Source organism: Arsenicicoccus cauae (assembly GCF_043162025.1).
GTDB classification, from domain to species: Bacteria; Actinomycetota; Actinomycetes; order Actinomycetales; family Dermatophilaceae; genus Arsenicicoccus; species Arsenicicoccus cauae.
This window is the reverse complement of sequence record NZ_CP171001.1, coordinates 2,429,296-2,454,103: the sequence shown is the minus strand read 5'-3', so window position 1 is coordinate 2,454,103 and position 24,808 is coordinate 2,429,296. Positions and strand designations below refer to the sequence as shown.

18 protein-coding genes are annotated in these 24,808 nt (G+C 71.8%); 8 read left to right on the top strand and 10 right to left on the bottom strand.

Annotated elements, in window-relative coordinates; all coding sequences use genetic code 11:
- Positions 1-120 precede the first annotated feature (120 nt).
- On the top strand, positions 121-1,650 hold the full coding sequence (locus tag ACF3NS_RS11445) for a UDP-N-acetylglucosamine 1-carboxyvinyltransferase (protein WP_392466156.1): 1,530 nt from the start codon (positions 121-123) through the stop codon (positions 1,648-1,650).
- 124 nt (positions 1,651-1,774) lie between these two features.
- Positions 1,775-2,737 carry a DUF808 domain-containing protein gene (locus tag ACF3NS_RS11440; protein WP_154594170.1) on the top strand — a complete coding sequence of 321 codons (963 nt, stop codon included), beginning with the start codon at positions 1,775-1,777 and terminating at the stop codon, positions 2,735-2,737.
- 11 nt (positions 2,738-2,748) lie between these two features.
- Here ACF3NS_RS11440 and ACF3NS_RS11435 read toward each other — a convergent pair whose 3' ends face one another.
- From ACF3NS_RS11435 to ahpC, 3 genes are all read right to left on the bottom strand, one after another.
- Positions 2,749-3,657 (bottom strand): LysR substrate-binding domain-containing protein, encoded by a 909-nt coding sequence (locus ACF3NS_RS11435; RefSeq protein WP_392466155.1) that lies wholly within the window; start codon positions 3,655-3,657, stop codon positions 2,749-2,751.
- 10 nt (positions 3,658-3,667) lie between these two features.
- Positions 3,668-5,248 (bottom strand): alkyl hydroperoxide reductase subunit F, encoded by a 1,581-nt coding sequence (gene ahpF, locus ACF3NS_RS11430; RefSeq protein ID WP_392466154.1) that lies wholly within the window; start codon positions 5,246-5,248, stop codon positions 3,668-3,670.
- 173 nt (positions 5,249-5,421) lie between these two features.
- Positions 5,422-5,985 (bottom strand): alkyl hydroperoxide reductase subunit C, encoded by a 564-nt coding sequence (gene ahpC, locus ACF3NS_RS11425; RefSeq protein ID WP_392466153.1) that lies wholly within the window; start codon positions 5,983-5,985, stop codon positions 5,422-5,424.
- Between the two features lie 188 nt (positions 5,986-6,173).
- Here ahpC and ACF3NS_RS11420 point away from each other — a divergent pair, with 188 nt between their 5' ends.
- On the top strand, positions 6,174-8,225 hold the full coding sequence (locus tag ACF3NS_RS11420) for a M3 family metallopeptidase (protein ID WP_392466152.1): 2,052 nt from the start codon (positions 6,174-6,176) through the stop codon (positions 8,223-8,225).
- A 7-nt stretch (positions 8,226-8,232) separates the two neighbouring features.
- Here the strand turns inward: ACF3NS_RS11420 and ACF3NS_RS11415 are convergent, their stop codons facing one another.
- The 5 genes from ACF3NS_RS11415 to ACF3NS_RS11395 all read right to left on the bottom strand — a co-directional run bounded on the left by ACF3NS_RS11415 (position 8,233) and on the right by ACF3NS_RS11395 (position 14,476).
- Entirely contained in the window at positions 8,233-8,931 is a 699-nt protein-coding gene (locus ACF3NS_RS11415; RefSeq protein ID WP_288797460.1) for an HAD family hydrolase, read from the bottom strand.
- A complete protein-coding gene (locus ACF3NS_RS11410; RefSeq protein ID WP_289032643.1) occupies positions 8,924-9,913 on the bottom strand; it encodes a TIGR03557 family F420-dependent LLM class oxidoreductase in 990 nt (329 codons plus the stop codon). The genes ACF3NS_RS11415 and ACF3NS_RS11410 overlap by 8 nt, the downstream gene beginning before the upstream one ends.
- Before the next feature lie 48 nt (positions 9,914-9,961).
- A complete protein-coding gene (gene dxs / locus ACF3NS_RS11405; protein ID WP_392466150.1) occupies positions 9,962-11,815 on the bottom strand; it encodes a 1-deoxy-D-xylulose-5-phosphate synthase in 1,854 nt (617 codons plus the stop codon).
- Positions 11,816-11,915: 100 nt separating this feature from the next.
- Positions 11,916-12,284 carry a hypothetical protein gene (locus ACF3NS_RS11400; RefSeq protein ID WP_392466148.1) on the bottom strand — a complete coding sequence of 123 codons (369 nt, stop codon included), beginning with the start codon at positions 12,282-12,284 and terminating at the stop codon, positions 11,916-11,918.
- A 74-nt stretch (positions 12,285-12,358) separates the two neighbouring features.
- Positions 12,359-14,476, bottom strand: coding sequence for a glycogen debranching N-terminal domain-containing protein (locus tag ACF3NS_RS11395; protein WP_392466145.1), 2,118 nt, complete (start codon positions 14,474-14,476; stop codon positions 12,359-12,361).
- Between the two features lie 134 nt (positions 14,477-14,610).
- Here ACF3NS_RS11395 and ACF3NS_RS11390 point away from each other — a divergent pair, with 134 nt between their 5' ends.
- From ACF3NS_RS11390 to ACF3NS_RS11375, 4 genes are all read left to right on the top strand, one after another.
- Positions 14,611-15,639, top strand: coding sequence for a LacI family DNA-binding transcriptional regulator (locus ACF3NS_RS11390; RefSeq protein WP_392469127.1), 1,029 nt, complete (start codon positions 14,611-14,613; stop codon positions 15,637-15,639).
- Positions 15,640-15,793: 154 nt separating this feature from the next.
- Positions 15,794-17,044, top strand: a complete 1,251-nt coding sequence (locus ACF3NS_RS11385) for an extracellular solute-binding protein (protein WP_392466143.1) — start codon at positions 15,794-15,796, stop codon at positions 17,042-17,044.
- Positions 17,045-17,069: 25 nt separating this feature from the next.
- A complete protein-coding gene (locus tag ACF3NS_RS11380) occupies positions 17,070-18,137 on the top strand; it encodes a carbohydrate ABC transporter permease (protein WP_392466142.1) in 1,068 nt (355 codons plus the stop codon).
- Entirely contained in the window at positions 18,134-18,970 is an 837-nt protein-coding gene (locus tag ACF3NS_RS11375) for a carbohydrate ABC transporter permease (RefSeq protein WP_392466140.1), read from the top strand. The genes ACF3NS_RS11380 and ACF3NS_RS11375 overlap by 4 nt, the downstream gene beginning before the upstream one ends.
- A 49-nt stretch (positions 18,971-19,019) precedes the next feature.
- Here the strand turns inward: ACF3NS_RS11375 and ACF3NS_RS11370 are convergent, their stop codons facing one another.
- Complete coding sequence (locus ACF3NS_RS11370) at positions 19,020-20,012, bottom strand: zinc metalloprotease (protein WP_288797467.1); 993 nt, start codon at positions 20,010-20,012, stop codon at positions 19,020-19,022.
- A 192-nt stretch (positions 20,013-20,204) separates the two neighbouring features.
- On the opposite strand from ACF3NS_RS11370, the gene ACF3NS_RS11365 reads away from it, so the two are divergent.
- A complete protein-coding gene (locus ACF3NS_RS11365; protein WP_288797468.1) occupies positions 20,205-21,881 on the top strand; it encodes an NAD-binding protein in 1,677 nt (558 codons plus the stop codon).
- Positions 21,882-21,959: 78 nt separating this feature from the next.
- Here ACF3NS_RS11365 and acnA read toward each other — a convergent pair whose 3' ends face one another.
- Positions 21,960-24,743: an aconitate hydratase AcnA gene (acnA, locus tag ACF3NS_RS11360; RefSeq protein WP_375804523.1), complete on the bottom strand. Its 2,784-nt coding sequence runs from the start codon at positions 24,741-24,743 to the stop codon at positions 21,960-21,962.
- Positions 24,744-24,808: the final 65 nt, after the last annotated feature.

The window sequence follows — 24,808 nt, the reverse complement described above, 5'->3', positions numbered from 1 at the left end:
GCCACGCTGCGAGGCAGCATGGCCGGACCGTTCCGTCGGCGTGCCTGCCCCGCCCCGGTGCCACTCCGAGGAGGTGGACCAATCCGGGTCCGCGGTCTCGGCTGACCTACGATGGAAGGCATGACTGATGGCTACCTCCGCCGCATCGGCACGCTCGTCCGCGAGGCGCGCGTCCGACGCGGGTTCACCACCCAGGACCTCGCCGAGCGGGTCGGGATGACCGGCACCGACATCGAGCAGATCGAGGCGGGCGAGCACGATCTGTCCCTCGACGTGCTGGCCGCCCTGGGCAAGGAGCTGGAGGCCGAGTTCGTCTCCATGGGCCACTCCGGGCCGCAGCACCTGCGCATCGAGGGTGGGCGCCGCCTCACCGGCTCGATCGAGGTGCGGACGTCCAAGAACGCCGCGGTCGCGACCCTGTGCGCCTCGCTGCTCAACAAGGGCACGACCACCCTGCGCAACCTCGCCAAGATCGAGGAGGTCAACCGGATCCTGGAGGTCCTCGGCAGCATCGGGGTCCGCACCGAGTGGATCGACGGCGGTAACGACCTGCGCATCACCCCGCCCGCCACGATCGACCTCGCCTCGATGGACGAGGCCGCCGCCAAGCGCACCCGCACGATCATCATGTTCCTCGGCCCCCTGCTGCACGAGTTCGAGGAGTTCTCCCTGCCGTATGCCGGAGGCTGCGACCTGGGGACCCGCACGGTCGAGCCCCACCTCATCGCCCTGCGCCACTTCGGGCTCGCCGTCGAGGCGACCCAGGGGGCCTACCAGGCGGAGGTCTCCACCGACACCTGGCCGAGCCGGGCGATCGTGCTGACCGAGCGCGGCGACACGGTCACCGAGAACGTCCTGATGGCGGCGGCCCGCTACGAGGGCGAGACCGTCATCCGCAACGCGTCGCCCAACTACATGGTGCAGGACCTGTGCTTCTTCCTCCAGGAGCTGGGCGTCCAGGTCGACGGCATCGGGACGACCACCCTGACGGTGCGCGGCGTGCGCGAGATCGACCGCGACGTCGAGTACTCCCCCTCCGAGGACCCGATCGAGGCGATGTCGCTGCTGGCGGCCGCCGTCGTCACCAGGTCCGAGATCACCATCGAGCGGGTGCCGATCGAGTTCATGGAGATCGAGCTCGCGACCCTGGAGACGATGGGGATGCGCTACACCCTGTCCGAGGAGTACCTCTCGGCCAACGGCAAGACGCGCCTGGTCGACCTGACCCACGTCCCCGGCCCGCTCACGGCCCCGCGGGACAAGATCCACCCGCTGCCGTTCCCCGGCCTCAACATCGACAACCTCCCGTTCTTCGCGCTGATCGCGGCGACGGCCGAGGGCACCACGATGATCCACGACTGGGTCTACGAGAACCGCGCGATCTACCTCACCGAGCTCACCCGGGTCGGAGGCAACGTCCAGCTGCTGGACCCGCACCGGGTGATGATCAGCGGCCCGACGCGCTGGCGCCCGGCCGAGGTGGTCTGCCCGCCCGCTCTGCGCCCCGCCGTCGTGGTGCTCCTGGCCATGCTGGCGGCTCCCGGCACGTCCGTCCTGCGCAACGTCTACGTCATCAACCGCGGCTACGAGGACCTTGCGGAGCGTCTGACGGCCCTCGGCGCCGGGGTCAGCACCTTCCGCGACATCTGAGCGGCGCGACCGCGGCACCACGCCCTCACGGCGGCCCGTTCCACGTATCGTGGGGCGGGCCCGCTGGGGCGCTCACGATTCTTCTCCCCACCCCATCTCCCATCCCGACCCTTGGAGGACCTCCATGGCCGGCGGACTCGCTGCCCTGCTCGACGACATCGCCACCATGGCCAAGCTGGCCGCGGCATCCGTGGACGACGTGGGTGCCGCCGCAGGCCGCGCCAGCGCCAAGGCCGCCGGTGTGGTGGTCGACGACACCGCGGTGACGCCGCGCTACGTCACGGGGTTCACGCCCGACCGCGAGCTGCCGATGATCAAGCGGATCACGATCGGCTCCCTGCGCAACAAGCTGCTGTTCATCCTGCCGGCGGCGCTGCTGCTCAGCCAGTTCGCGTCGTGGGCGCTCACCCCGCTGCTGATGCTCGGCGGCACCTACCTGTGCTTCGAGGGCGCGGAAAAGATCTGGGAGAAGGTCTCGGGTCACGGCCACGACGCGGGCGACGCCACGGCGTCGATGAGCGGGGACGAGGCCGAGGAGGCGATGACCTCCGGCGCCATCCGCACCGACTTCATCCTGTCCTCCGAGATCATGGTCATCGCGCTCAACGAGGTGGCCAGGGAGAGCCTGTGGACCCGGGCGATGACGCTGGTCATCGTGGCGATCGTGATCACCATCGGCGTCTACGGCTTCGTGGCGCTCATCGTCAAGATGGACGACATCGGCCTGCACCTGGCCAAGCAGAGCAACGGCGCCGCGCAGGCCCTCGGCAACGGGCTGGTCAGGGCGATGCCGGTCCTGCTGCGCTGGCTGGCGATCATCGGCACCGTGGCGATGCTGTGGGTCGGCGGTCACATCCTGCTGGTGGGTGTCGACACGCTCGGCTGGCATCCGCCGTACGCCCTGGTGCACCACCTGGAGGAGGCCGTCCGGCACGCCACCGGCCCGCTGGGAGGTGTCCTCGGCTGGCTCACCAACACGCTCTGCTCCGCGGTCGTGGGCCTGGCGGTCGGCGCGGTGGTCGTGACGGTCCTGCACCTGGTCAGGCGGGGCAAGGACGAGCCCGCCGAGGAGCACCCCGCCCGCTGACGACCGGCAGGTCAGAGCGGGGTGACGAGCCCCGCCGGCAGCGCGCCGAAGACCTCGGCCACCTCGTCCAGCAGGGGTGCCTGCACGCTGCTGCGCCGCCACACCATGGCGATGTCCCGGTGCGGCGCCTCGCCGCCGAACTCCCGCAGGACCACGCCGTCGGGGTTGCGGCTCGGGGGCGACACGGCGAGCCGCGGCAGCAAGGTGGTGCCGACCCCCGCCGCGACCATGTGCCGCAGGGTCTCCAGGCTGGTGGCCTGGAAGCCGGACTGCTCCCGGGCGCCGGCCGTCTGGCAGACGTCCAGCGCCTGGTCGCGCAAGCAGTGGCCCTCGGCCAGCAGCAGCAGGTCCTCGCCCGCCAGCCGACCGGCGGCCAGGCGCCCGTCGTCGGCGGCCAGCTCGTGGTCGCCCGGCACCGCGAGCAGGAAGTCCTCGCGGAACAACGGGCGCACGTGCAGGGCCTCGTCGATGACGGGCAGCGCGATCAGGGCGGCGTCCAGACCCCCGGCGTGCAGCTGCTCGCGCAGCTCGCCCGTCTTGGCCTCGGTGAGCAGCAGCTCGACGTCGGGCAGCCGCTCGCGCAGGGCGGGCACGACGTGCGGCAGCAGGTAGGGCCCGAGCGTCGGGAAGAAGCCCAGCCGCAACCGCCCCGCCCGGGGGTCCCGGGCGGAGCGGGCGATGTCGCGGATGTCCTGCGCCTGCCCCAGGATCGACCGGGCACGCTCGACCACCCGCTCCCCCGCCGCGGTCAGCAGCACCTGGCGGGTGCCGCGCTCGACGAGGTCCACGCCCAGCTCCGACTCGAGCTTCTTGAGCTGGGTGGACAGGGTCGGCTGGCTGACGTATGCCGCAGCCGCCGCCCGGCCGAAGTGCCGGTGGTCCGCCAGGGCGACGAGGTACTCCAGGTCCCTGAGGTTCACGAGCGACCCGTCAGGCCATCGCCGGGGACGGTGCCGAGGTGCGGATCAGGTGGTCGAAGGCGGACAGCGCGGCCGTCGCCCCGGCACCCTGCGCCACGACGATCTGCTTGTAGGGGACGGTGGTGCAGTCCCCGGCACCGAGGACGCCCGGGACCGAGGTGCGCCCCATCGCGTCCACGACGACCTCGCCGCGGTCGGTCAGCTCGACCGCACCCTTGAGCCACTCGGTGTTGGGCAGCAGCCCGATCTGGACGAAGATCCCCTCGAGCTGCAGCTCCCGGGCCTCGCCCGAGGTGCGGTCCTCGTAGCGCAGGCCGGTGACCTGCTTGCCGTCCCCGACGACCTCGGTCGTCCGGGCGGACAGGATGACGTCGACGTTGGGCAGGCTGCGCAGCTTGTCCTGGAGCACCTGGTCGGCGCGCATCTCGTCGAGGAACTCGATCAGGGTGACGTGGCCGACGACGCCGGCCAGGTCGATGGCGGCCTCCACGCCGGAGTTGCCGCCGCCGATGACGGCGATGCGCTTGCCCTTGAACAACGGTCCGTCGCAGTGCGGGCAGAAGGTGACGCCCTTGTTGCGGTACTCCTCCTCGCCGGGCACGCCCATGTGGCGCCAGCGCGCCCCGGTGGCGAGCACGACCGAGCGGGCCTGCAGCTCGGCCCCGCCGAACCGCACCGTGTGGTAGCCGCCCTCGGTGTCGGCGGGCACGAGCTCGGTGGCGGCCGGGCCGGTGACCACGTCGACGTCATACTGTCCGACGTGCTCCTTGAGGGAGTCGGCGAAGCGCGGCCCCTCGGTGTAGGAGACGGACACGAAGTTCTCGATGGCCATCGTGTCGAGCACCTGCCCGCCGAACCTCTCGCCGACCAGGCCGGTGCGGATCCCCTTGCGGGCGGTGTAGATCGAGGCCGCCGCGCCCGCGGGGCCGGACCCGACGACGAGCACCTCGTAGGGCTCCTTGTCGTTGAGCTTCTCGGTGGCGCGGTCCGCCGCCCCGGAGTCGATCCGGCCGAGGATGTCGCTCATCGTCATCCGGCCGGAGTCGAACAGCTCGCCGTTGACGTACACGGTGGGCACGGCCTTGATGCCGTGCTCCTCGATCTCGTCCTGGAAGAGCGAGCCCTCGACCGCGGTGTGCCGGATGCGGGGGTTGATGACCGACATCGCGTTGAGCGCCTGGACCACCGTCGGGCAGTTCTGGCAGGACAGGGACATGTAGGTCACGAACTCGAAGTCGCCGTCGATCGCCGCCACCTGCTCGATGGTCTCGGCATCCTCCTTGATCGGGTGCCCGCCCACCTGCAGCAGCGCCAGGACCAGCGAGGTGAACTCGTGGCCGAGCGGGATGCCCGCGAACTCGACGCCCACGTCGGTGCCGGTGCGCTCGATGCGGAAGGACGGGCGGCGGCTCGACGTGCCGTCCGTGCGCAGGCTGACCTTGTCCGACAGCGCCGCGATCTCCTCGAGGAGCTGACGCAGGTCGTCGGCCTTGGGCCGGTCGTCGAGGGACGCGACCAGCTCGATCGGCTCCTTGACGTTGACGAGCAGGGACGTGACCTGGGTGGTCATGGCGGCGTCGAGTACGGGCACGGGACACTCCTTGGTTCGGTAAGACAGGGGCGGCTGGGGTGAGGGCGGCGGCGGGGGTGAGGACGGCGGCGGCGGGTGACCGGGGTCCGGCCACCCGCCGCGGCACGTGGGGGTGCGTAGACGAGCGGGTGGGCTCGTCCTACGACCTGCTCGGGAGACTCCCGAGGTTGGCGTCAGATCTTGCCGACGAGGTCCAGGCCGGGGGCGAGGATGGCCTCGCCCTCCTCCCACTTGGCCGGGCAGACCTCGCCCGGGTGGGCGGCGACGTACTGGGCGGCCTTGACCTTGCGCAGCAGCTCGGCGGCGTTGCGGCCGATGCCCTCGGCGGTGACCTCCATGAACTGGATGGTGCCCTCCGGGTCGATCAGGAAGGTGGCGCGGTCGGCGAGGCCGGCGCCCTCACGCATGTTCTGGAAGTTGTTGGTGATGACACCGCTGGCGTCGCCGAGCATGTAGTAGTCGATCTTGCCGATGGTCTCGGACGTGTCGTGCCAGGCCTTGTGCACGAAGTGCGTGTCGGTGGACACCGAGAAGACCTCGACGCCGAGCTTCTGCAGCTCCTCGTAGTGGTCCGCGACGTCGCCCAGCTCGGTCGGGCAGACGAAGGTGAAGTCCGCCGGGTAGAAGAAGAAGATGGCCCACTTGCCGAGGACGTCCTTCTCGCTCACGTCCACGAACTCGCCACTCTTGAAGGCGGTGGTGGAGAACGGGAGGATCTTGGTGTTCATGAGGTTCATGCGTGCTCCTTGGCTACGGTGCTGGTGGGAACTGCCGATATAGAATCTATATGGATCAAGGCCGAAACGAAAGCCGGGGTCGATCGTTTGTGTGCATGTGTGAGATAGGCGGCGTCAATCCGTCGCTGCCTCCACGCTTGCGCGACGGTGCGGAGACACCCACCCCGGGGATGGGATTGACTACGGGTATGACGCGTCCCAACCCGCTGCTGTCCCCCTCCGCCCTCCCCCACCACCTGCCGCCGTACTCCGAGCTCGAGGACGACGACTACCGCGAGGCGATCCTCGAGGGCATGGCCGAGCAGCTGCGCGAGCTGGACGCCGTCGCCACCGACGCGTCGGTCCCCACCGTCGAGAACGTCCTGGAGGCCTGGGAGCGCTCCGGGCAGACCCTGCGTCGCTCGATGGACGCCTTCTGGCCCGTGGCGGCGGCGGACACCAACGACCGGCGGGACGCCATCCGCGGCGAGCTGGCACCGCTCCTGGCGTCCCACGCCGACACGATCCTGCTCGACCGGCGACTCTACGACCGGCTCCTCGCCCTGCAGGCGCGGGTGGAGGCCGGCGAGGTGACCCCGGACGAGGAGACGGCGTGGCTGCTGCACGAGTCCGTCCGCGCCTATGAGCGGGGAGGGATCGCCCTCGACGACGCCGGCCAGGCGCGCCTGCGCGAGATCAATGCCGAGCTCGCCACGCTGGCGGCCGAGTTCAACGAGCGAGCCGTCGCCGGTCGCAACGCCGCCGCGGTGCACGTCACCGACCGGGACCGGCTGGCCGGCCTCGACGACGCCGAGGTCGACGGCGCCCGGGCCGCCGCGCAGGCCCGTGGGCTCGACGGCTGGCTGGTCGAGCTCGTCAACACGACCGTGCAGCCGCGCCTCGCCGTGCTCCAGGACCGGACCCTGCGCGAGGAGCTCCACCGGGCCTCGGTCTCCCGAGGGCTCTCGGGCGAGCACGACACGCGTGACCTCGTCGTGCGTACGGCCCGCTTGCGGGCGGAGAAGGCGGCGCTGCTCGGCCACGAGCACTACGCCGAGTACGTCGCCTCCGACGGCTGTGCCGGGTCGACGGAGGCGGTCATGCAGATCCTCACCCGGGTCGGGCCCGCCGCGGTGCGCAACGCGCGCGCCGAGGCGCAGGTGCTCCAGGAGCGGCTGCAGCAGGTCGAGCCGGGGGCCGTGCTCGAGCCCTGGGACTGGCCGTATGTCGCGAACCTCGTGCGCGGCGAGCGCTACTCGCTGGACGAGAGCCTCCTGCGCCCCTACCTGGAGCTCGAGCGCGTGCTGCACGAAGGCGTCTTCGCCGCGGCCACCGCGCTCTACGGCATCACCTTCCACGAGCAGCCGGGGCTCGTCGGCTACACGGCGGACGCCCGGGTCCTGGAGGTGCGCGAGCCGGACGGTTCGGTGCTGGGTGCCGTGGTCCTGGACCCCTGGACCCGCCCCGGCAAGCAGGGGGGTGCCTGGATGACCTCGCTGCTGGACCAGAGCACCCTGCTCGGCCACCGACCGGTGGTCACCAACACGTGCAACCTGTCCCGGCCCGCACCCGGTCGCCCCACCCTGATGTCCTGGGACGAGGTGATCACCCTCTTCCACGAGTTCGGTCACGACCTGCACGGTCTGCTGTCCGACGTGCGCTACCCCTCGCGCTCAGGGACCGCGACCCCGCAGGACTTCGTGGAGTTCCCGAGCCAGGTCAACGAGATCTGGGCCTGGGACCCGCAGCTGCTCGCGCGCTACGCCGTGCACCACGAGACCGGGGAGCCCATGCCCCCCGAGTGGATCGCCACGCTGCTCGAGGCCCGGGAGTTCGACCAGGGCCACGAGATGACCGAGTCGTATGCCGCGATGCTGCTCGACCAGGCCTGGCACCAGACCCCGCTGGACCGCCTCCCCTCGTCGGCGGACGAGGTGGAGGCCTTCGAGCAGGAGGCGCTGGAGCGGGCCGGCATGGCCTTCGACCTGGTGCCGCCGCGCTACCGGTCGACCTACTTCTCGCACGTCTTCGCGAGCGGGTACGCCGCGAGCTACTACTCCTACATGTGGTCGGAGGTCTACGACGCCGACACGGTGGCGTGGTTCGCCGCGAACGGCGGTCTGACCCGCGAGACCGGCGAGAGGTTCCGGCGCGAGCTGCTGGCCCGCGGCGGGTCCCTGGACGTCACCGAGGTCTACCGCAGGTTTCGTGGGCAGGACCCCGACGTGCAGCACCTCCTGGACCGGCACGGGCTGGCGTGACGCGGCGCTAGGCCCGGCCCGCGGTGTCCTCGCCGAGCGGGCGCGCCAGCTGCCCCAGCAGGGACGAGTCGAGATGGGCGAGCAGGTCGGCGGGGTCGGCATACACCTCGTCGGCGCCGGCCTCGAGCAGCTCGGCCCGCCCGATGCCGCCGCAGGTGACCATGATCGAGGGCAGCCCCGCCCGCTCGGCCGCCGCGACGTCCCAGACGGTGTCGCCGACCACGACGGTCCGCTCCGGGTCGAGGCCGTAGCGCTTGACGGCGACCGTCAGCAGGTCCGGCTCGGGCTTGGCCTCCTCCACGTCGCCGCTGGTGGTCGCGCCCGCGAGCACCTCCTGCGAGACGCCGATCGCGGGGACCATCCACTCCAGGTCGCCCTCCTGCCCGCTGGTGGCCAGGACGACCAGGAGCCCCGCGTCGTGGCAGGCGCGCAGCAGGTCGGCCGCGCGGGGGAACGCCGTGAGGTCGGCCTTGAGGGGCTCGTACTCCTCGCTGTGCCGGTCCACGGCCTGCGCGTCCTCGCCCCCGGTGAGGTGGCGGACCAGACCCTCGCTGGCGATGCCGATGGCCGAGTGGCACTGCTGCATCGTGATCTGGTCGTGGCCGGTGGCCCGCAGTGCCCGCCACCACGCCAGGGCGTGCAGGTAGTTGGTGTCGAGCAGGGTGCCGTCGACGTCGAACAGGACGCCGGGTCGCAGGTCAGCCACGGGAGGCCTCCCGCAGACGCTCCAGCAGCGGGCCGGCGGCCTCCTCCAGGAAGGCGTCCTGGGTGTCGCCGCCGATCTGGACGAGCGCGACGTCGGTGAACCCGGCCTCCCAGTAGGGGCGCACGCTCTCGACGATGGCGTCGAGGTCCGGCCCGCAGGGGATGGCCTCGGCGACGTCCTCGGGACGCACGAACTGCGTGGCCGCCGCGAACCCGGCCGTGGTCGGCAGGTCGGCGTTGACGGCCCAGCCGCCGGCGAACCAGCGGAACTGCTCGTGGGCGCGCTGCACGGCGGCGTCCCTGCTGGGGTCCCAGCTGATGGGGATCTGCCCGATGGCGCGGGCGCCGGCGCCGATGCCGGGCTTGCCCGGCAGGTCGTCCCACGCGGCGACGAGGTCGCGGTCGGGCTCGGTCGCGACGAGGTGGTCGGCGAAGGTCGCGCACCGCTGCAGCGCATGGGGACCGCCCGCGGCGAGGGCGAGCTCGACGCCCTGGTCGGGCAGGTCCCAGATCCGGGCCGAGTCGACGCGGTAGTACTCCCCGTCGTAGGTCACCAGCTCGCCGGTGTGCAGCTCGTGGATGATCTCCATGGCCTCGGCCAGCATGTCCTGGCGCGCGGACACCGCGGGCCAGCCCGCCCCCACGACGTGCTCGTTGAGGTTCTCCCCTGCCCCCAGCCCGAGGGTGAACCGGCCGTCGGCCATGATCTGGACGGTCGCCGCCTGCTGCGCCACGACGGCGGGGTGGTAGCGCAGGATCGGGCAGGTGACGTAGGTCATCAGCTCGACGCGCTCGGTGACGTGGGCGACGGCCCCGAGGACGCTCCACACGAAGGGGGCATGGCCCTGCGCGCTCAGCCACGGGAAGTAGTGGTCGCTCGCCACCTCGAGGTCGAAGCCGACGTCCTCGGCCTGGCGGGCGAAGCGGACCAGGTCCTTGGGGCCGGCCTGCTCGGTCATCAGGGTGTAGCCGAATCGGGTCATGGGGTCGGCATACCCGAGGAGGCCGGGTCGGTAGACCTCGCCCGGCCGCTAGGCGAGCAGGGCCTGCGCGATCGCGTCGGGCGTGAGCCCGATCGCGGCGAGCACCTGGCCGCGGGAGGCGTGGTCCAGGAACTCCTTGGGGATCCCGAACGGCCGCACCCTGGCGGTCACCCCGGCCTGCTGCAGCGCCAGGGTGATGGCGGAGCCCACCCCTCCGGAGACGAGGTTGTCCTCGATGACGACGACCTGGTCCGCGCGCCGGGCCTCCTGCACCACGTCCGCGCCGACCGGCAGCGCCCACACCGGGTCGACGACCCGGACGGTGCGGCCGGCGTCCTCGAGGCGGGCGGCGACGCCGAGGGCGGTCGGCACCATGGAGCCCACCGCCACCACGAGGGTGTCGACGTGCTCCTCGCCCGGGCCGTGCAGGACGTCGACGGTGCCGTGCTGCTCGAGGGCCGGGATCGGCGCAGGCGGGTTGCCCTTGGCGAAGCGGATGACCGACGGGGCGTCGGTGATGTCGACCGAGCGGCGCAGCGCGAGCTCGATCTGCTCGCCGTCGCGGGGGGCGGCGAGGTGCAGCCCCGGCACGACGTTGGCCAAGGTCATGTCCCACATGCCGTTGTGCGAGGCGCCGTCCGAGCCGGTGACGCCGGCGCGGTCCAGCACGAAGGTCACGCCCGCGCGGTGCAGCGCGCAGTCCATGAGCAGCTGGTCGAAGGCGCGGTTGAGGAAGGTCGAGTAGATCGCGACGACCGGGTGCAGCCCGGCATAGGCCAGGCCGGCGGCCATGGTCACCGCGTGCTGCTCGGCGATGCCGACGTCGATGACCCGCTCGGGGAACTTGAGGGAGAAGTCGCGCAGCCCGACCGGGATGAGCATGGCAGCGGTCAGCGCCACGACGTCGTCGCGCTCCTCGCCGAGGGCGACCATCGAGTCGGAGAAGTCGTCGGTCCAGGAGCGGCCCGACACCTCGAGGGGCAGGCCCGTCTCGGGGTTGATCACCCCGACCGCGTGGAACTGGTCGTCGGCGTGCTGGCGCGCGGGGCGGTAGCCCTTGCCCTTCTTGGTGAGGACGTGCACCAGCACCGGCGAGCCGTAGCCCTTGGCCTGGCGCAGCGCCACCTCGAGGGCGTGCTCGTCGTGCCCGTCGACCGGGCCGACATACTTGATCCCGAGGTCCTCGAACAACCCCTGCGGGGCGACGATGTCCTTGATCCCCTTCTTGATGCCGTGCAGGGTCTCGAACGCCGGGCGCCCCACGACGGGGGCCCCCGAGATGGCGCGCTTGCCGAGGCTCAGCACCCGCTCGTAGCCCTGCGTGGTCCGCAGCATGGACAGGTGCTCGGCGAGCCCGCCGGTGGTCGGCGCGTAGGACCGCTCGTTGTCGTTGACGACGACGACCAGCGGCAGGTCCTTGCGGGCCGCGATGTTGTTGAGCGCCTCCCAGGCCATGCCGCCGGTCAGTGCGCCGTCCCCGATGACGGCGACGGTGTGCCGCTGCCGGTCGCCCTTGAGCTGGTGGGCGATGGCGATCCCCTCGGCCCAGGACAGCGAGGTCGAGGCGTGGGAGTTCTCGACGACGTCGTGCTCGGACTCCGCGCGGGAGGGGTAGCCCGAGAGGCCACCCTGGGACCGCAGGCGGGAGAAGTCCTGGCGTCCGGTCAGCAGCTTGTGGACGTAGCTGATGTGGCCGGTGTCGAAGACGATCGTGTCGTGCGGCGACTCGAAGACGCGGTGCAGGGCGATGGTCAGCTCCACGACACCGAGGTTGGGGCCGAGGTGGCCGCCCGTCCTGGCGACCTGGGTGACGAGGAACTCCCGGATCTCCGCCGCCAGCGCGGGGAGGCGGGAGGCGGGCAGCCGACGCAGCGCCGTCGGGCTGGTGATGGTCGAGAGCACACCTTGAGCACCTTGAGCCACGAGTGGATCCGACTCCTTCGGAAGAGGACGCGACTTGCGAGTCTAGACCAGGCCGGTGGTCGCGCAGGGGCGGGTCGGCTCACAGCCGGGGGACGAACCTGCGCCCCTGGAGGGCCTCGTGCACCAGGCGGACGCTGCGCGCCGTCCCGCGCAGACGGACCCCCTCGGCCTCGAGGTCCTCCATGACCTCGCGCAGCGCCTCGGGCGGCAGCTCCTCGCCGAGCGCGACGCGGACCTGGCGGTAGGCCTCGCGCATCGCGGCGAGCTGGGCGTCCACGTGCTGCACCGCCACCCACGCGAGCGCCTGCGGGTGACGGCGCCAGGAGGCATAGCCCCGGAAGTCGGCCGGGCACTGGTCGAGCAGCCACGGGACGGCGTGCTCGCGCCACCCCGGGCTCTCGGGCGGCGGGATCGCCTCGGGCCAGCCTGGCGGGACGTGCGCGGTCATGGGGACAGTGTGCCGCGCCCCTGTGACAGACCCTCCCCAGGGGAGGTCGGGCCGGTCGACCAGACCGTACGCCGTCAGCCGGTCGACACCGTGACGTCGTCCGGCAGGCCCTGCACCGAGGTCGTCCCGTCCGCCGCGACCGACACGGCGAACGCCGTGGGGCCGTACCGCAGGCCGCTCACGGTGAGGGGTCCGAAGGGCAGCGACGGCAGCGGCCGCAATTCGACGTGGCGGCCTGGCACGTCGACCCGCAGGCCGAGGACGGCGGTCACGACGGCGGCGGCCGATGCGGCGGACCACGCCTGGGGGCGGCAGGACGCCGGATATGGTGCGGGGCGGGCGAGGACGGGGTCCCCGGCATACAGCTCCGGCCACCGGTAGCCGAAGGCGGCCGACGAGGCGACGAGCGCACGAGCCACGTCGCCGGCCCGCTCCGCGCGGCCCTCGGCCACCAGCCCGAGCAGGCCGATCGCCGTGTCGTGGACCCACACCGAGCCCGTGTGGTAGCCGATCGGGTTGTAGGCGGGGTTGCTGCGGGACAGGGTGGCGATGCCGTAGGGGCCGAGCAGGTCCGGGCCGGTCAGGGTGTCGGCGACCAGGGCCGCCTCGTCCGCGGTGAGGGCACCGGACCCGAGGGCGTGGCCCATGTTGGACCCGATGCCGTCCACGGGCCTGCCGTCCGCGTCCAGGGCCATGGCCAGGTGCGGCCCCCGCGGACCGCGCACCCAGAAGGCCTGGCGGACCCGGGTCTGCAGCACGTCGGCCAGGCGGTCGAGGTCCTCGCCCTCCTGCGACCGGCCGGGGTCCAGCGCCGCCAGCAGGGCCCGAGCCCTGCGGGCCGCCTCGACGGCGTAGGTCTGTGCCTCAAGCAGCGCGATCGGCGCCGGGGCGATGCTGCCATCGCTGCGGCGCATCGAGTCACCGCTGTCCTTCCACCCCTGGTTGGCCAGGCCCGTGCCGGTGCGGTCGACGTAGCGCAGCAGCCCGTCGGGGCTGTCCTGCACCTGGCGGGAGATCCAGGCGAGCGCCGCCCGCAGGGGCGGCAGCAGCGCGCGCACCTCGTCCTCGGGGAGCCCGTGCCGCCACGCGTCGTGCAGCAGGCACACCCATAGCGACGTCGCGTCAACGGTGCCGTAGTAGGTGGACGGCAGGGCCAGGCCAGTCACGTCGTCGACGTACTGCTCCCGCCGCACCTCGTGGAGGATCTTGCCGGGCTGCTCGGCGGTCGCGGGGTCGTCCACGCGTCCCTGCCGCCGGGCCAGGGCGCGCAGCGTCCCGCCCGCCAGGGCGGTCCCGAACGGCAGGGACAGCCGGGCCGCCCAGACCGAGTCGCGGCCGAACAACGTGAGGTACCACGGGGACCCGGCGCCGGCGAAAACGTCGTCGGGAGCCTCGGGGTCCCGCATCGTCAGGTGGCGGAGGTCCTCGAGGGCGCTGCTCACGACGACGTCCAGGCGGGTGTCGGCGGCCCGGACCCGCACCGCGGACCAGTCCACCAGGTCCGCACCCGGGTCGGCGTCGAACGCCGAGGAGGCCAGCCGCTGCGTGCCCACCGACAGGCGCACCGATCTCGTCTGGCCCGGGGGCACCTCGAGGTCGAAGCCGATGCACGAGGGCTGCCCCGCCTCGCCTGCCTCGATGACGGTGGGCCGCGGCTCGGCCGTGACGTGGGTGAGGTGGCGGTCGTCCGACCAGGTGAGGACGACGTCGGGCGTACGCGCCCCGGCGGTCATCGAGGGCAGCAGCGGGCCGGCGGGCTCGCCGGACTTGACCGCGCCGAGGGAGGCACCGTCACCGCCGATCTCCACGGTCAGCCGGGTGCGCACGGTCTCGGCCGCGCGCGAGGTCAGGCGCAGCGTCTCGGTCATCCCGGCGTCCTGCACCACCCTGGTGCGCCGCAGCTCGACCGTCGGGTCCGGGCCGGGCGTGCCGAGGTGGCGCAGGGAGGTGAGCACCTGCGTCTCCTGGCCAACGCTCGAGGACGTCACCAGGTCGCCGGTCTGGCCGTCGGCGAGGACCGCGAGGCGGGACACGACGCGGCGGTCGTCGACGAAGACCCCCGTGCCCGGGGCGCCCATCGTCCCGTCGTGCGTGGACAGGGCCGTGGCATTACCGTGAACGGCCAGCTCCAGCTCGTGCAGCCACGGCTGCCGGCGGGGGGTGTCGGGTGTCAGGCGGCACTGCTCAGGCACGGGACGACCTCTCGTGAAACCCGAGCGTCCGCTGTTGACAGTCTGATTGCCCGGGGTCAGGATGATTCTGATCGTTCAAAGGCGATAATACCTCGAAGCGATCGCACAGCCTGTCCAAGGAGTCGATGGTGACGATGAGCAGCATGGGGCACCGCCGCGCAACGATCAACGACGTCGCCCGGGCGGCCAATGTCTCACGACAGACCGTCAGCAATGCCGTCAACCGCCCGGACCGGGTCGCGCCGCAGACCCTGCAGCGCGTGCAGCTCGAGATCGACCGGCTCGCCTACCGCCCCAGCTCCGCCGCCAAGTCCCTGCGCGAGCAGCGGGCCGGGGCGATCGGCCTCGAGCTGGACGCGCGGGGCGGTGCCGCCGCCAACGCCGAGATCGCCTATCCCTTCCTCAGCCAGCTCTCCCTCGCGGCCCGCAGCCACCGCTGCCACGTGGTCACCTTCGGGACGGACTCCCCCGCCCCCGCCACCTCGGGCTACGAGTCCATGGTGCGCGCGCACCTGGTGGACGCCTTCGTGCTCTACGGCACCCACCACGGCGACCCGCGGCCGCAGTGGCTCACCGAGCAGGGCATCCCCTTCGTGACCTTCGGCCGGGTCTGGGACGACCCCGGCTTCACCGCCTGGGGGGACGTCGACGGCCGCATCGGGACCGCCTCGGCCGTCCGCCACGTCGTCGACCAGGGCTACCGCCGGGTGGCCTTCCTCGGGTGGCCCGAGGGCTCGGCGGTCGGCGACGACCGCTACCAGGGGTGGCGCGAGGCCGCGTCGGAGCTCGGCGTGCTCGACGACGCCCTGGTGGCCCGCACCGAGCAGGACCTGCCGCGGGCCCAGGCCGCGGCGGCCGACCTGCTGGGGTCGCTGCAGCCTGGCGACGCGGTCGTGTGCGTCTCGGACATGGTGGCCCTCGGCGCCTGGCAGGCCGTCGTCGCGGCCGGCCTCGAGCCCGGCCGGGACATCGGCCTCGTGGGCTTCGACGGCACCAGCACCGCCGGGATGTTCGACCTGACGACCGTGGTGCAGCCCCTGGCCGAGATCGTCGAGCACCTGCTCACCCAGATCGACGTCCTCCTCACCGACGGCGAGGCCCCCGCCGAGGGTGCCCTCCTGGCACCCACCCTCCGACACGCCGGCAGCACGCGACGGCGCTGAGCCTGATCGTGGCACCCCGCCCCACGTCTCGGCCCGTCCCCGCCTCGCGGCCCTGGCGGTCGACATACGGGACAACCCTCGATATGAACGATCCAACCCCACCACCTCCCCACCGGGACCCCAGATCACGCCCCACCAGACCCAGGAGCCCACGATGCCCCTCCCCACCCGCACCACCGTCGTCGTCAGCCTCGCCGCGACGACCGCCCTCGCCCTCGGCGCCTGTGGGGGAGGCGCCTTCGATGCCGCACCGAGCAGCAGCGCGCCCGCCTCCCAGTCCGGCCCAGCCACCCTGCGGATGCTCGTCGGGGTCTCCAACGACGTCGAGCTCGGCGCGGTGCGCAAGGCCACGGAGGCCTGGGCCGCCAAGACCGGCACCACGGTCCAGGTGACGGGCACCGCCAAGCTGCCCGAGGAGCTGGCCAAGGGCTTCGCCGGGGGCTCCCCGGCCGACCTCTTCTACCTCGAGCCCGCCCAGGTGGGCACCTTCGCCAAGGCCGGCAACCTCTACGCCTACGGCGACCAGCTCACCGGTCTCGACTACGTCCCGTCCCTCAAGGACACCTTCACGATCGACGGCAAGCTCCAGTGCGCGCCCAAGGACTTCTCCACCCTAGCCCTGGTCATCAACGAGGAGCTGTGGGCCAAGGCCGGGCTCACCGACGCCGACGTCCCCCAGGACTGGGCCGGTCTGGAGCGGGTCGCCGCCCGCCTGACCCAGGGCTCGCAGACCGGGCTGGTGATCTCCCCGGAGCTCCAGCGCGTGGGCGCCTTCATGACCCAGGCGGGCGGCTGGGTGCTGTCCCCCGACGGCCGGACGGCCACGGTCGACTCCCCGGAGAACCTCGCCGGCCTCACCGAGGCCCAGAAGCTCCTGCGCGGCGGCGCCATGAAGTTCTCCAAGCAGGTCGACGCCGGGTGGGGTGGCGAGGCCCTGGTCAAGCGCAAGGCCGCGATGACCATCGAGGGCAACTGGATCCGCGGCGCCCTCGCCAAGGACGCCCCCGACCTCAAGGTCAAGGTCGCCGAGCTCCCGGCCGGCCCCAAGGGCAAGGGCACCTTGATGTTCACCAACTGCTGGGGCATCGCCGCCAAGAGCAAGAACCAGGCTGCCGCGGTGGACCTCGTGAAGTTCCTCGGCCAGGACGTCCAGCAGCTGAGCGCCGCCCAGGCCTTCGGCGTCATGCCCTCAACCACGTCCGCCATGGCCAAGTACCAGGCGGCCACCCCCGCGGACGCCGCCTTCGTCGCCGGCGCGGAGTACGGCAAGGGCATGCCCACCACACCCGGCTTCGACGCCGTGATCGCGGACGCCAACGCCAAGATCGAGTCCCTGGCCACCGGCGACCCCAAGGCCATCCTCACCCAGATGCAGGGCAACGCCGAGGCCGCCCTCAAGGGCTGACGCAGCCTGCAGCGAGAGGACGGTCATGACCCTCCCCACGGCGACGCGGCCCCGACTGCGACGGGCCCGCTCCGGGCCCGGCATCCACGCCGGGCAGACCGCGGCCGGCTGGGCCTTCACCCTGCCGTTGATCCTGGTCCTCGGCACCTTCCTGGTCGTGCCGATCGGCATGGCGCTCTACGTGTCCTTCACCCGCTGGAACGGCAACGGCGACCCGTTCGTCCAGGGCAACGCTCCCCTGGTCGGCCTGGACAACTACGCGACGCTGCTGACCGGCCAGGGCCTGACGGGGCGCGACTTCATGACCTCGGTCGGCAACACCTTCTGGTACGTCCTGCTCGTGGTCCCCCTGCAGACGGTGCTGGCCCTCGGCCTCGCGCTCGTCGTCGACGCCAAGGCCCTGCAGGGCAAGGGCTTCTTCCGGACGGCCTTCTACTTCCCGTCCGTCACGAGCTCGATCGCCATCACGACCGTCTTGTTGTTCCTGTTCTCCGGCAGCGGCGCCGTCAACGCCTTCCTTCGGCTGTTCGGCGTCGACGGACCCAACTGGATGGCCGAGCCGGCGGGCGTGCTGCACCTCCTGCTCGAGCGGGTGGGCGTCACCGATCCCGTCTGGGCGCAGACCCAGGTCCTCGGGCGCAGCGTGTGGGAGTGGCTGTCGGGTCCGTCGGTCGCCATGCTCGTCCTGATCCTGCTCGCCGTGTGGACCACGACCGGGACCTTCATGCTGATGTTCCTCGCGGCACTGCAGGACCTGCCCGAGGACGTCGACGAGGCCGCGGCGCTGGACGGCGCCACGGGCTGGCGCAAGCTGTGGTACGTCACGCTGCCGCAGCTGCGGTCGGTGCTCTTCCTGGTGGTCACCTTGGGCCTGATCGGCACCTGGCAGGTCTTCGACCAGGTCTACGCGACCGGCGGCGGCTCCCCCGGCAAGACACTCCTCACCCCGGCCTACCTGTCCTACGAGCAGTCCTTCAAGCAGGGCAGGTTCGGGACCGGCGCCGCGATGGCCTTCATCATCTTCGTGATCATCGTGCTGCTCACCTGGGTGCAGCGGCGGGTCATGACCGAGCGGGACGAGGGGGCGCGATGAGGCTCCGACGCACCGTGGCGTATGCCGTCCTGGTGGCGGCGGCCGTGGTCTACCTCTACCCCTTCGTCATACAGGTGGCGACGTCCCTCAAGACCGACCCGGACGCCTCGGCCAACCCCCTGTCACTGCTCCCCCACCCCCTGTCCACCCAGGCGTGGAGCGCCGTGCTCGGCAGCGGTGACAGCGGGCTGCCCATCCTGCGCTGGCTGACCAACTCGGTGGTCGTGACCGTGGCCGTGACGGCCGGGCGGGTGTTCTTCGACTCCCTCGCCGGCTACGCCCTGTCGCGGCTCCACTTCCGCGGTCGGGGCGTGGTCTTCGCGTTCGTGCTGACCGTCATGTCCGTGCCGGGGGTGGCGCTGCTCATCCCCAAGTTCCTCATGGTCAAGTACCTCGGCATCTACGACACCTACGCCGCGATGATCCTGCCGCTGCTGGTCGACGCGGCGGGGGTCTTCATCATGAAGCAGTTCTTCGACAGCGTGCCGGTCACCATCGAGGAGGCTGCGCGCCTCGACGGCGCCTCGGTCTTCCGGACCTTCTGGTCGGTGATCCTTCCGATGGCCCGGCCCGCCCTGATCACCTTGACCATCCTGTCCTTCCAGGGGTCCTGGAACGAGTTCAGCCACTTCCTGGTGGTGACGGGCAACCCCGAGCACAAGACCCTCGTCACCGGGCTGGCCGACCTTACGGTGGGCGGGCTGGGGTCCGGGACGCAGTTCCCGCTCAAGATGGCGACAGCCCTGATCACCACCATCCCCGTGGCGATCCTGTTCTTCGCCTTCCAGCGCCACCTCGTCCGGGGCGCCAACGAGGGGGCCGTCAAGGGCTGACCCAGCCCTCGACGGCCCCCCCGGCCGGGCCTCGTCGTCCCCCCGGCGGTCAGCCCTTGACCGGGTCGCGGAAGTACTGCCAGGCGTCGCTCATCCGCTTGGCCTGGCCGGGCGTGAAGCTGTCCATGCAGGAGTCCTGCGTGTAGTCCATGAAGTTGTGGATCGGGTCCAGTCCCGGCGCGTCGCAGGAGTCCGCGCCGACCGGGCAGTCGAACTGCGGGTGGGCCTCGGCTGGGGTGTCCGCCACGAAGTCGTTGGACCAGGTGCAGCCACCCTGGAAGGTGTGGTACAGCGCGAGCCAGTGCCCGGCCTCGTGGACGAGGGTGTCGCCGAGGGCGTACTTGCCCGCGGTGCCGCCCGGCATGGACTCGTCGAGCATGACGACCCCGTCGAGGTAGTCGCGACCGTTGTTGTAGTCCTTGGGGAAGTACGCCCAGCCGAGCAGACCGTCGCCGATGTCGCCGGTGTAGACGTTGAGGGTGCGGGAGTCGCCCGTGTGCAGGGCGGCCTTCATGGCCTTCTCGGTCTTGCCCGGGACGACGGTGTACCACGCGGGGTTGACGGTGTAGTCGATGCCCGCCAGTCGCCAGCGGAAGGGGGTGTCGGCCCCGCCGGTCGCCCCGCTGTAGGAGGCGTTCATGACGTCCATCTGCGCGGCGATCATCCGCTCGTAGCGCGCCCGCTCGGCGTCGGTGAGCAGGTGGTCGGACGTGACGTGGAAGACGACGGGGACCGTGACGCTGCCGGGGGCCAGCTGGGGGAAGCTCTTGAGGACGCCGTAGGCCCTGGCGCCGCTGCCGCGGGTGACGTCCGGCTCCTCGGCGGCGGACGTGTCCTTCTTGCGGGCGGCCGAGAACAGGTCGAGGCAGTCCTGCACCCCGGCGGAGGGGCGGGAGGCGGTCCGCACGGGGTTGCTCGTCGGCCGACTGCTCGCCGGGCCCTGGTCGGCGCGGGTGGACGAGGCGACGGCGGCGGGTCCGGCGGTGATGGCCGCTGCGGCGGCGATCACGAGGGCACCAGGGAGCGCGAGCCTGCGGGACATGGCGGAGCCTTTCGTTGGGGGTGGCGTGACCGTATGCCGGAACCGCCCGTCACGTCAGCACCCGTATGGGCGAAACGTCCGGCTCGTTCCCAGGAGCCCCTGTCGGTGCGCGCCCCTGTCGGTGCGCGCCCCTGTCGGTGCGCGCCCCTGTCGGCGCGGGCACCCTGTGGCGGGGCCCCTACGATGCGAGGCATGGACCAGCACGTCATCGTCGTCGGTGTCGAGACCACGACGGTGCGTGTGGTGGAGGAGCTGACCCGGTCGCGCACGCCGGCCGTCGTCGTGGTCTCGCCGACGGCCGACCCGGTGGTCGTGGCGGAGCTGCGGGCCGGGGGCGCGACGATCGTCGAGGCGGCCCGCACGGACGAGCGGGCCCTGCGCGAGGCCGGCGTGCACCGGGCCCGCGCCGTGATCGTCCTCGGTCGTGATGAGGTCGCGTCCACGCGGACGGCCCTGGCGGTCGAGGATGCCGACGCCGGGGTGCCCATCGTCCTCGAGGTGGTCAACCCGGCCTTCGGCTCGCGGCTCGCCCCCCTGCTCGGCGACTGCACCGTCCTGTCCCCCGCCCAGCTGGCGGCCCCGGCCTTCATCGGCGCGGCCCTCGGTGACGGCCAGGTGCAGGCGGTGCGCCTCGGCGGCCGCGACGTGGTGGTGGGTCCGAGAGCATCGGTCGCGGGGCAGGTGCTGGCCCGGCTCGGAGACCCGGAGCGCGGACCTCTCCCGGACGCCGGGCCCGGCCCGGCCGTGGCAGCCCAGGCCGTGGCAGCCCAGGCCGTGGTGGGGGACGGCAGGCAGTCCGCGAGCGACGGCGGGGGCGCCGTGGTCATCGGCACCCAGCACCGGCACTCCGGCCGGCAGGTGCGCACCCGCGGGCTGCTCGGTGGCGCTGCCCGGCTCCTCGACCGGCGCCAGCGGATCGTGCTCCTGCTGCTGCTGGGCGTGATCCTCGCGAGCACGGCCTACTTCCACAGCTCCGCGGGCAAGGACTGGCTGACCTCCCTCTACCTCGCGTTCACGACGGCGACGGGCACGGGCTACGGCGACCCGGACGACGCCGAGCTGACCGTGCGCTTCACGGCGATCGTCATCCAGGTGATGGGCCTGCTGCTCGCCTCGGGCCTGACCGCCGTCATGACCGATGCCCTCACCAGCTCTCGCCTCGCCACCCTCACCGGAAGCGTCCGCGGACGGCCCCGGCACCACGTGGTGGTGTGCGGGCTCGGCCGGATCGGCACCGCGGTCGTCGTGGGCCTGCGGGAGCGGGGGATCCCAGTGGTGGCGGTCGAGCGCAACGAGGAGGCCTACGGCGTCAACCGGGTCCGCCGCCTCAAGGTGCCGGTCGTCATCGGCGAGGCCAGCGACCCGTCGACCCTGGAGGAGGCCGGCGTCCACCGCTGCGACGCCGCCATGGCCCTCACCGACGACGACGCCGTCAACCTCGAGATCTCCCTGGTAGCGAGGGCGGCGCGGGAGGACCTGCGGATCGTCACCCGGCTCTACGACGACGACCTGGCGACCCGCGTCGAGCGGCGACTGCGCCTCGGCGCCACACGGTCGGTGTCGATGCTGACGGCGCCCGCCTTCGTCGCGGCGGCGCTGGGGCGGCCACGCTCGACGATCGTCCCCGTGGGGCGGCGGGTGGTGCTGCTGACCGAGCTGCAGGTCGAGCCGGACGCGGGGCTCGTGGGGATGCTGCCGTCCCAGCTCTCCCAGGCCGGGCAGGTCCGGCTGCTCGCCGTGCGGCGGGCCGACGGCGCGTGGGTGTGGAACGAGCCGGACGAGGCGTTCGGTCCCGGTGACCGGATCGCCGTCGCGGCGACCCGGACGGGGCTGGGGCAGCTGCGGCTGGCGTGCCGTCCCCCGCTGTGACGGCGCGGTCCGGCATACGACCGTGGCCCGGTCCCCCGCGAGGAGGGCCGGGCCACGACCAGCCGGACGACGTGGTCGTCAGGCGGTGACGAGGGACCGCAGGACGTACTGCAGGATGCCGTCGTTGAGGTAGTAGTCGCGCTCGCCGGGGGTGTCGATGCGGACCACCGCGTCGAACTCCACGGTCTCGCCGCCCTCCTTGGTGGCCGTGACGTGCACGGTCTTGGGCGTCCGGCCCTCGTTGAGCTCGGTGACCCCGCTGATGTCGAAGGTCTCCGTGCCGTCCAGGCCCAGGGAGTCGGCGGACTCGCCCTGGGGGAACTGCAGGGGCAGCACGCCCATGCCGATGAGGTTGGAGCGGTGGATGCGCTCGTAGGACTCGGTGATGACCGCCTTGACGCCCAGCAGGCGCGTGCCCTTGGCCGCCCAGTCGCGCGACGAGCCGGAGCCGTACTCCTTGCCACCGAGGATGACCAGCGGGACGCCGGCCTCCTGGTAGGCCTCGGAGGCCTCGTAGATCGTCGTCTGCTCGCCGCCCGCGAGGAAGTTGCGGGTGTAGCCGCCCTCGACGCCGTCCAGCAGGAGGTTCTTGAGACGGATGTTGGCGAAGGTGCCCCGCACCATGACCTCGTGGTTGCCGCGGCGCGAGCCGTAGGAGTTGAAGTCCTTGCGCTCGACCCCGTGCTCCGCGAGGTAGGTCCCCGCGGGGCTGTCGGCCTTGATCGACCCGGCCGGGCTGATGTGGTCGGTGGTGACCGAGTCGCCCAGCTTGGCGAGCACGCGGGCACCCGAGATGTCCTCGACCGGGGTGAGCTCCATGGTCATGCCGTCGAAGTAGCTCGGCTTGCGAACGTAGGTGGACTCCTGGTCCCACGCGAAGGTCTTGCCCTCGGGCGTCTGCAGGCCCTGCCACCGCTCGTCCCCGGCGAAGACGTCCTGGTAGTCGGCGACGAAGAGGTCGCGGCTGATCGACTCGCTGATCGTGCGCTCGACGTCCTCCGGCGAGGGCCAGATGTCCTTGAGGTAGACGTCCTTGCCCTCGGAGTCCTGCCCGAGCGGCTCGGCGTCGAAGTCGAAGTCCATCGTGCCGGCGAGGGCGTAGGCGATGACCAGCGGCGGGGACGCCAGGTAGTTCATCTTGACGTCCGGGCTGATGCGGCCCTCGAAGTTGCGGTTGCCCGACAGGACCGCGGACACCGACAGGTCGTTGTCGTTGATCGCCTGGCTGATCTCGTCGTCCAGCGGCCCGGAGTTGCCGATGCAGGTGGCGCAACCGTAGCCGACGAGGTGGTAGCCCAGGGCCTCCAGGTGCGGCCACATGCCGGCCTTGTCGTAGTAGCCGGTGACGACCTGGGAGCCCGGCGCCATGGAGGTCTTGACCCACGGCTTGGCCTTGAGGCCGCGCTCGTTGGCGTTCTTGGCCAGCATGGCCGCAGCCATCATGACCGACGGGTTGGAGGTGTTGGTGCACGAGGTGATCGAGGCGATCGCCACGTGGCCGTGGTCCAGCTCGAAGGTGCCCTTGTCGGTCGTGACCGAGACCTTGCGCGAGGGGCGCGAGGAGCCGTTGCCCTCGGTGGCCGGGGCCGCGCCGCCGCTCTCGGGGTCGCTGCCCTGGGCCGGGGCGTCCGAGGCCGGGAAGGACGCGCCCTCGACGTCCCCGCCCTCGGCGTTCTTGACGTAGGTCGGCAGGACCTTGCGGAAGGACTCCTTGGCCTCGGTGAGGACGATGCGGTCCTGGGGGCGCTTGGGTCCGGCGATCGACGGCACCACGGTGCTCAGGTCGAGCTCGACGAGCTCGCTGTAACGCGCCTCCGCGCTGGGGTCCAGCCACATGCCCTGCAGCTTGGCGTAGGCCTCGACGAGGGCGACCTGCTCCTCGTCGCGACCGGTGAGGCGCAGGTAGTCCAAGGTCACGTCGTCGATCGGGAAGATCGCGCAGGTGGAGCCGAACTCGGGGCTCATGTTGCCGATGGTGGCGCGGTTGGCAAGGGGCAGCTCGCCCACGCCCTCGCCGTAGAACTCGACGAACTTGCCCACCACGCCGTGCTTGCGCAGGATCTCGGTGATGGTCAGGACGACGTCGGTGGCGGTGACCCCGGCGTTCATCGACCCGGTGAGCTTGAAGCCGACGACGCGCGGGATGAGCATCGACACGGGCTGACCCAGCATGGCCGCCTCGGCCTCGATGCCGCCGACGCCCCAGCCGAGCACGCCGAGCCCGTTGACCATCGTCGTGTGCGAGTCGGTGCCGACGCAGGTGTCGGGGTAGGCCTGGCCGCCGCGGGACATCGTGACGCGGGCGAGGCGCTCGATGTTGACCTGGTGCACGATGCCGGTGCCCGGGGGGACCACCACGAAGTCGTCGAAGGCGGTCTGGCCCCAGCGCAGGAACTGGTAGCGCTCGTTGTTGCGCTGGTACTCGAAGTCCTGGTTGATCTGGAAGGACCTGGGGTTGCCCGCGGAGTCGATCTGCACCGAGTGGTCGATGACCAGCTCGGCGGGGGCCAGGGGGTTGATGCGAGCGGGGTCCCCGCCCAGGTCGGCGACGGCCTCGCGCATCGTGGCGAGGTCGACGATGCAGGGCACGCCCGTGAAGTCCTGCATGATCACGCGCGCCGGCGTGAACTGGATCTCGGTGTCGGGCTCGGCCTTCTCGTCCCAGCCGCCGAGGGCCCGGATGTGATCGGCGGTGATGTTGGCGCCGTCCTCCGTGCGCAGGAGGTTCTCCAGCAGCACCTTCAGGGAGTACGGAAGCGTCTGGCTGCCCTCGACCTTGTCGAGGCGAAAGACCTCGTAGGACGCGTCACCGACCTCCAGCGTGTCCTTGGCTCCGAAGCTGTTCACACTCTCTTGGCTCACGCCTGTTCCTTCCACGAGGGGTGATTGTCTCGACGTCGAGACAACGATCTCACGGCGGTGTCTTG

Bases quoted from the DNA above. Each gene is read 5' to 3' on its own strand.
- ACF3NS_RS11445 (WP_392466156.1), top strand. From the start codon at position 121: ATGACTGATGGCTACCTCCGCCGCATCGGCACGCTCGTCCGCGAGGCG.
- ahpC (WP_392466153.1), bottom strand. From the start codon at position 5,985: ATGAACCTCATGAACACCAAGATCCTCCCGTTCTCCACCACCGCCTTC.
- ACF3NS_RS11385 (WP_392466143.1), top strand. From the start codon at position 15,794: ATGCCCCTCCCCACCCGCACCACCGTCGTCGTCAGCCTCGCCGCGACG.
- ACF3NS_RS11410 (WP_289032643.1), bottom strand. From the start codon at position 9,913: ATGACCCGATTCGGCTACACCCTGATGACCGAGCAGGCCGGCCCCAAG.
- ACF3NS_RS11400 (WP_392466148.1), bottom strand. From the start codon at position 12,284: ATGACCGCGCACGTCCCGCCAGGCTGGCCCGAGGCGATCCCGCCGCCC.
- ACF3NS_RS11375 (WP_392466140.1), top strand. From the start codon at position 18,134: ATGAGGCTCCGACGCACCGTGGCGTATGCCGTCCTGGTGGCGGCGGCC.
- ACF3NS_RS11380 (WP_392466142.1), top strand. From the start codon at position 17,070: ATGACCCTCCCCACGGCGACGCGGCCCCGACTGCGACGGGCCCGCTCC.
- ACF3NS_RS11365 (WP_288797468.1), top strand. From the start codon at position 20,205: ATGGACCAGCACGTCATCGTCGTCGGTGTCGAGACCACGACGGTGCGT.
- ACF3NS_RS11370 (WP_288797467.1), bottom strand. From the start codon at position 20,012: ATGTCCCGCAGGCTCGCGCTCCCTGGTGCCCTCGTGATCGCCGCCGCA.
- ACF3NS_RS11440 (WP_154594170.1), top strand. From the start codon at position 1,775: ATGGCCGGCGGACTCGCTGCCCTGCTCGACGACATCGCCACCATGGCC.
- ACF3NS_RS11420 (WP_392466152.1), top strand. From the start codon at position 6,174: ATGACGCGTCCCAACCCGCTGCTGTCCCCCTCCGCCCTCCCCCACCAC.
- ACF3NS_RS11390 (WP_392469127.1), top strand. From the start codon at position 14,611: ATGAGCAGCATGGGGCACCGCCGCGCAACGATCAACGACGTCGCCCGG.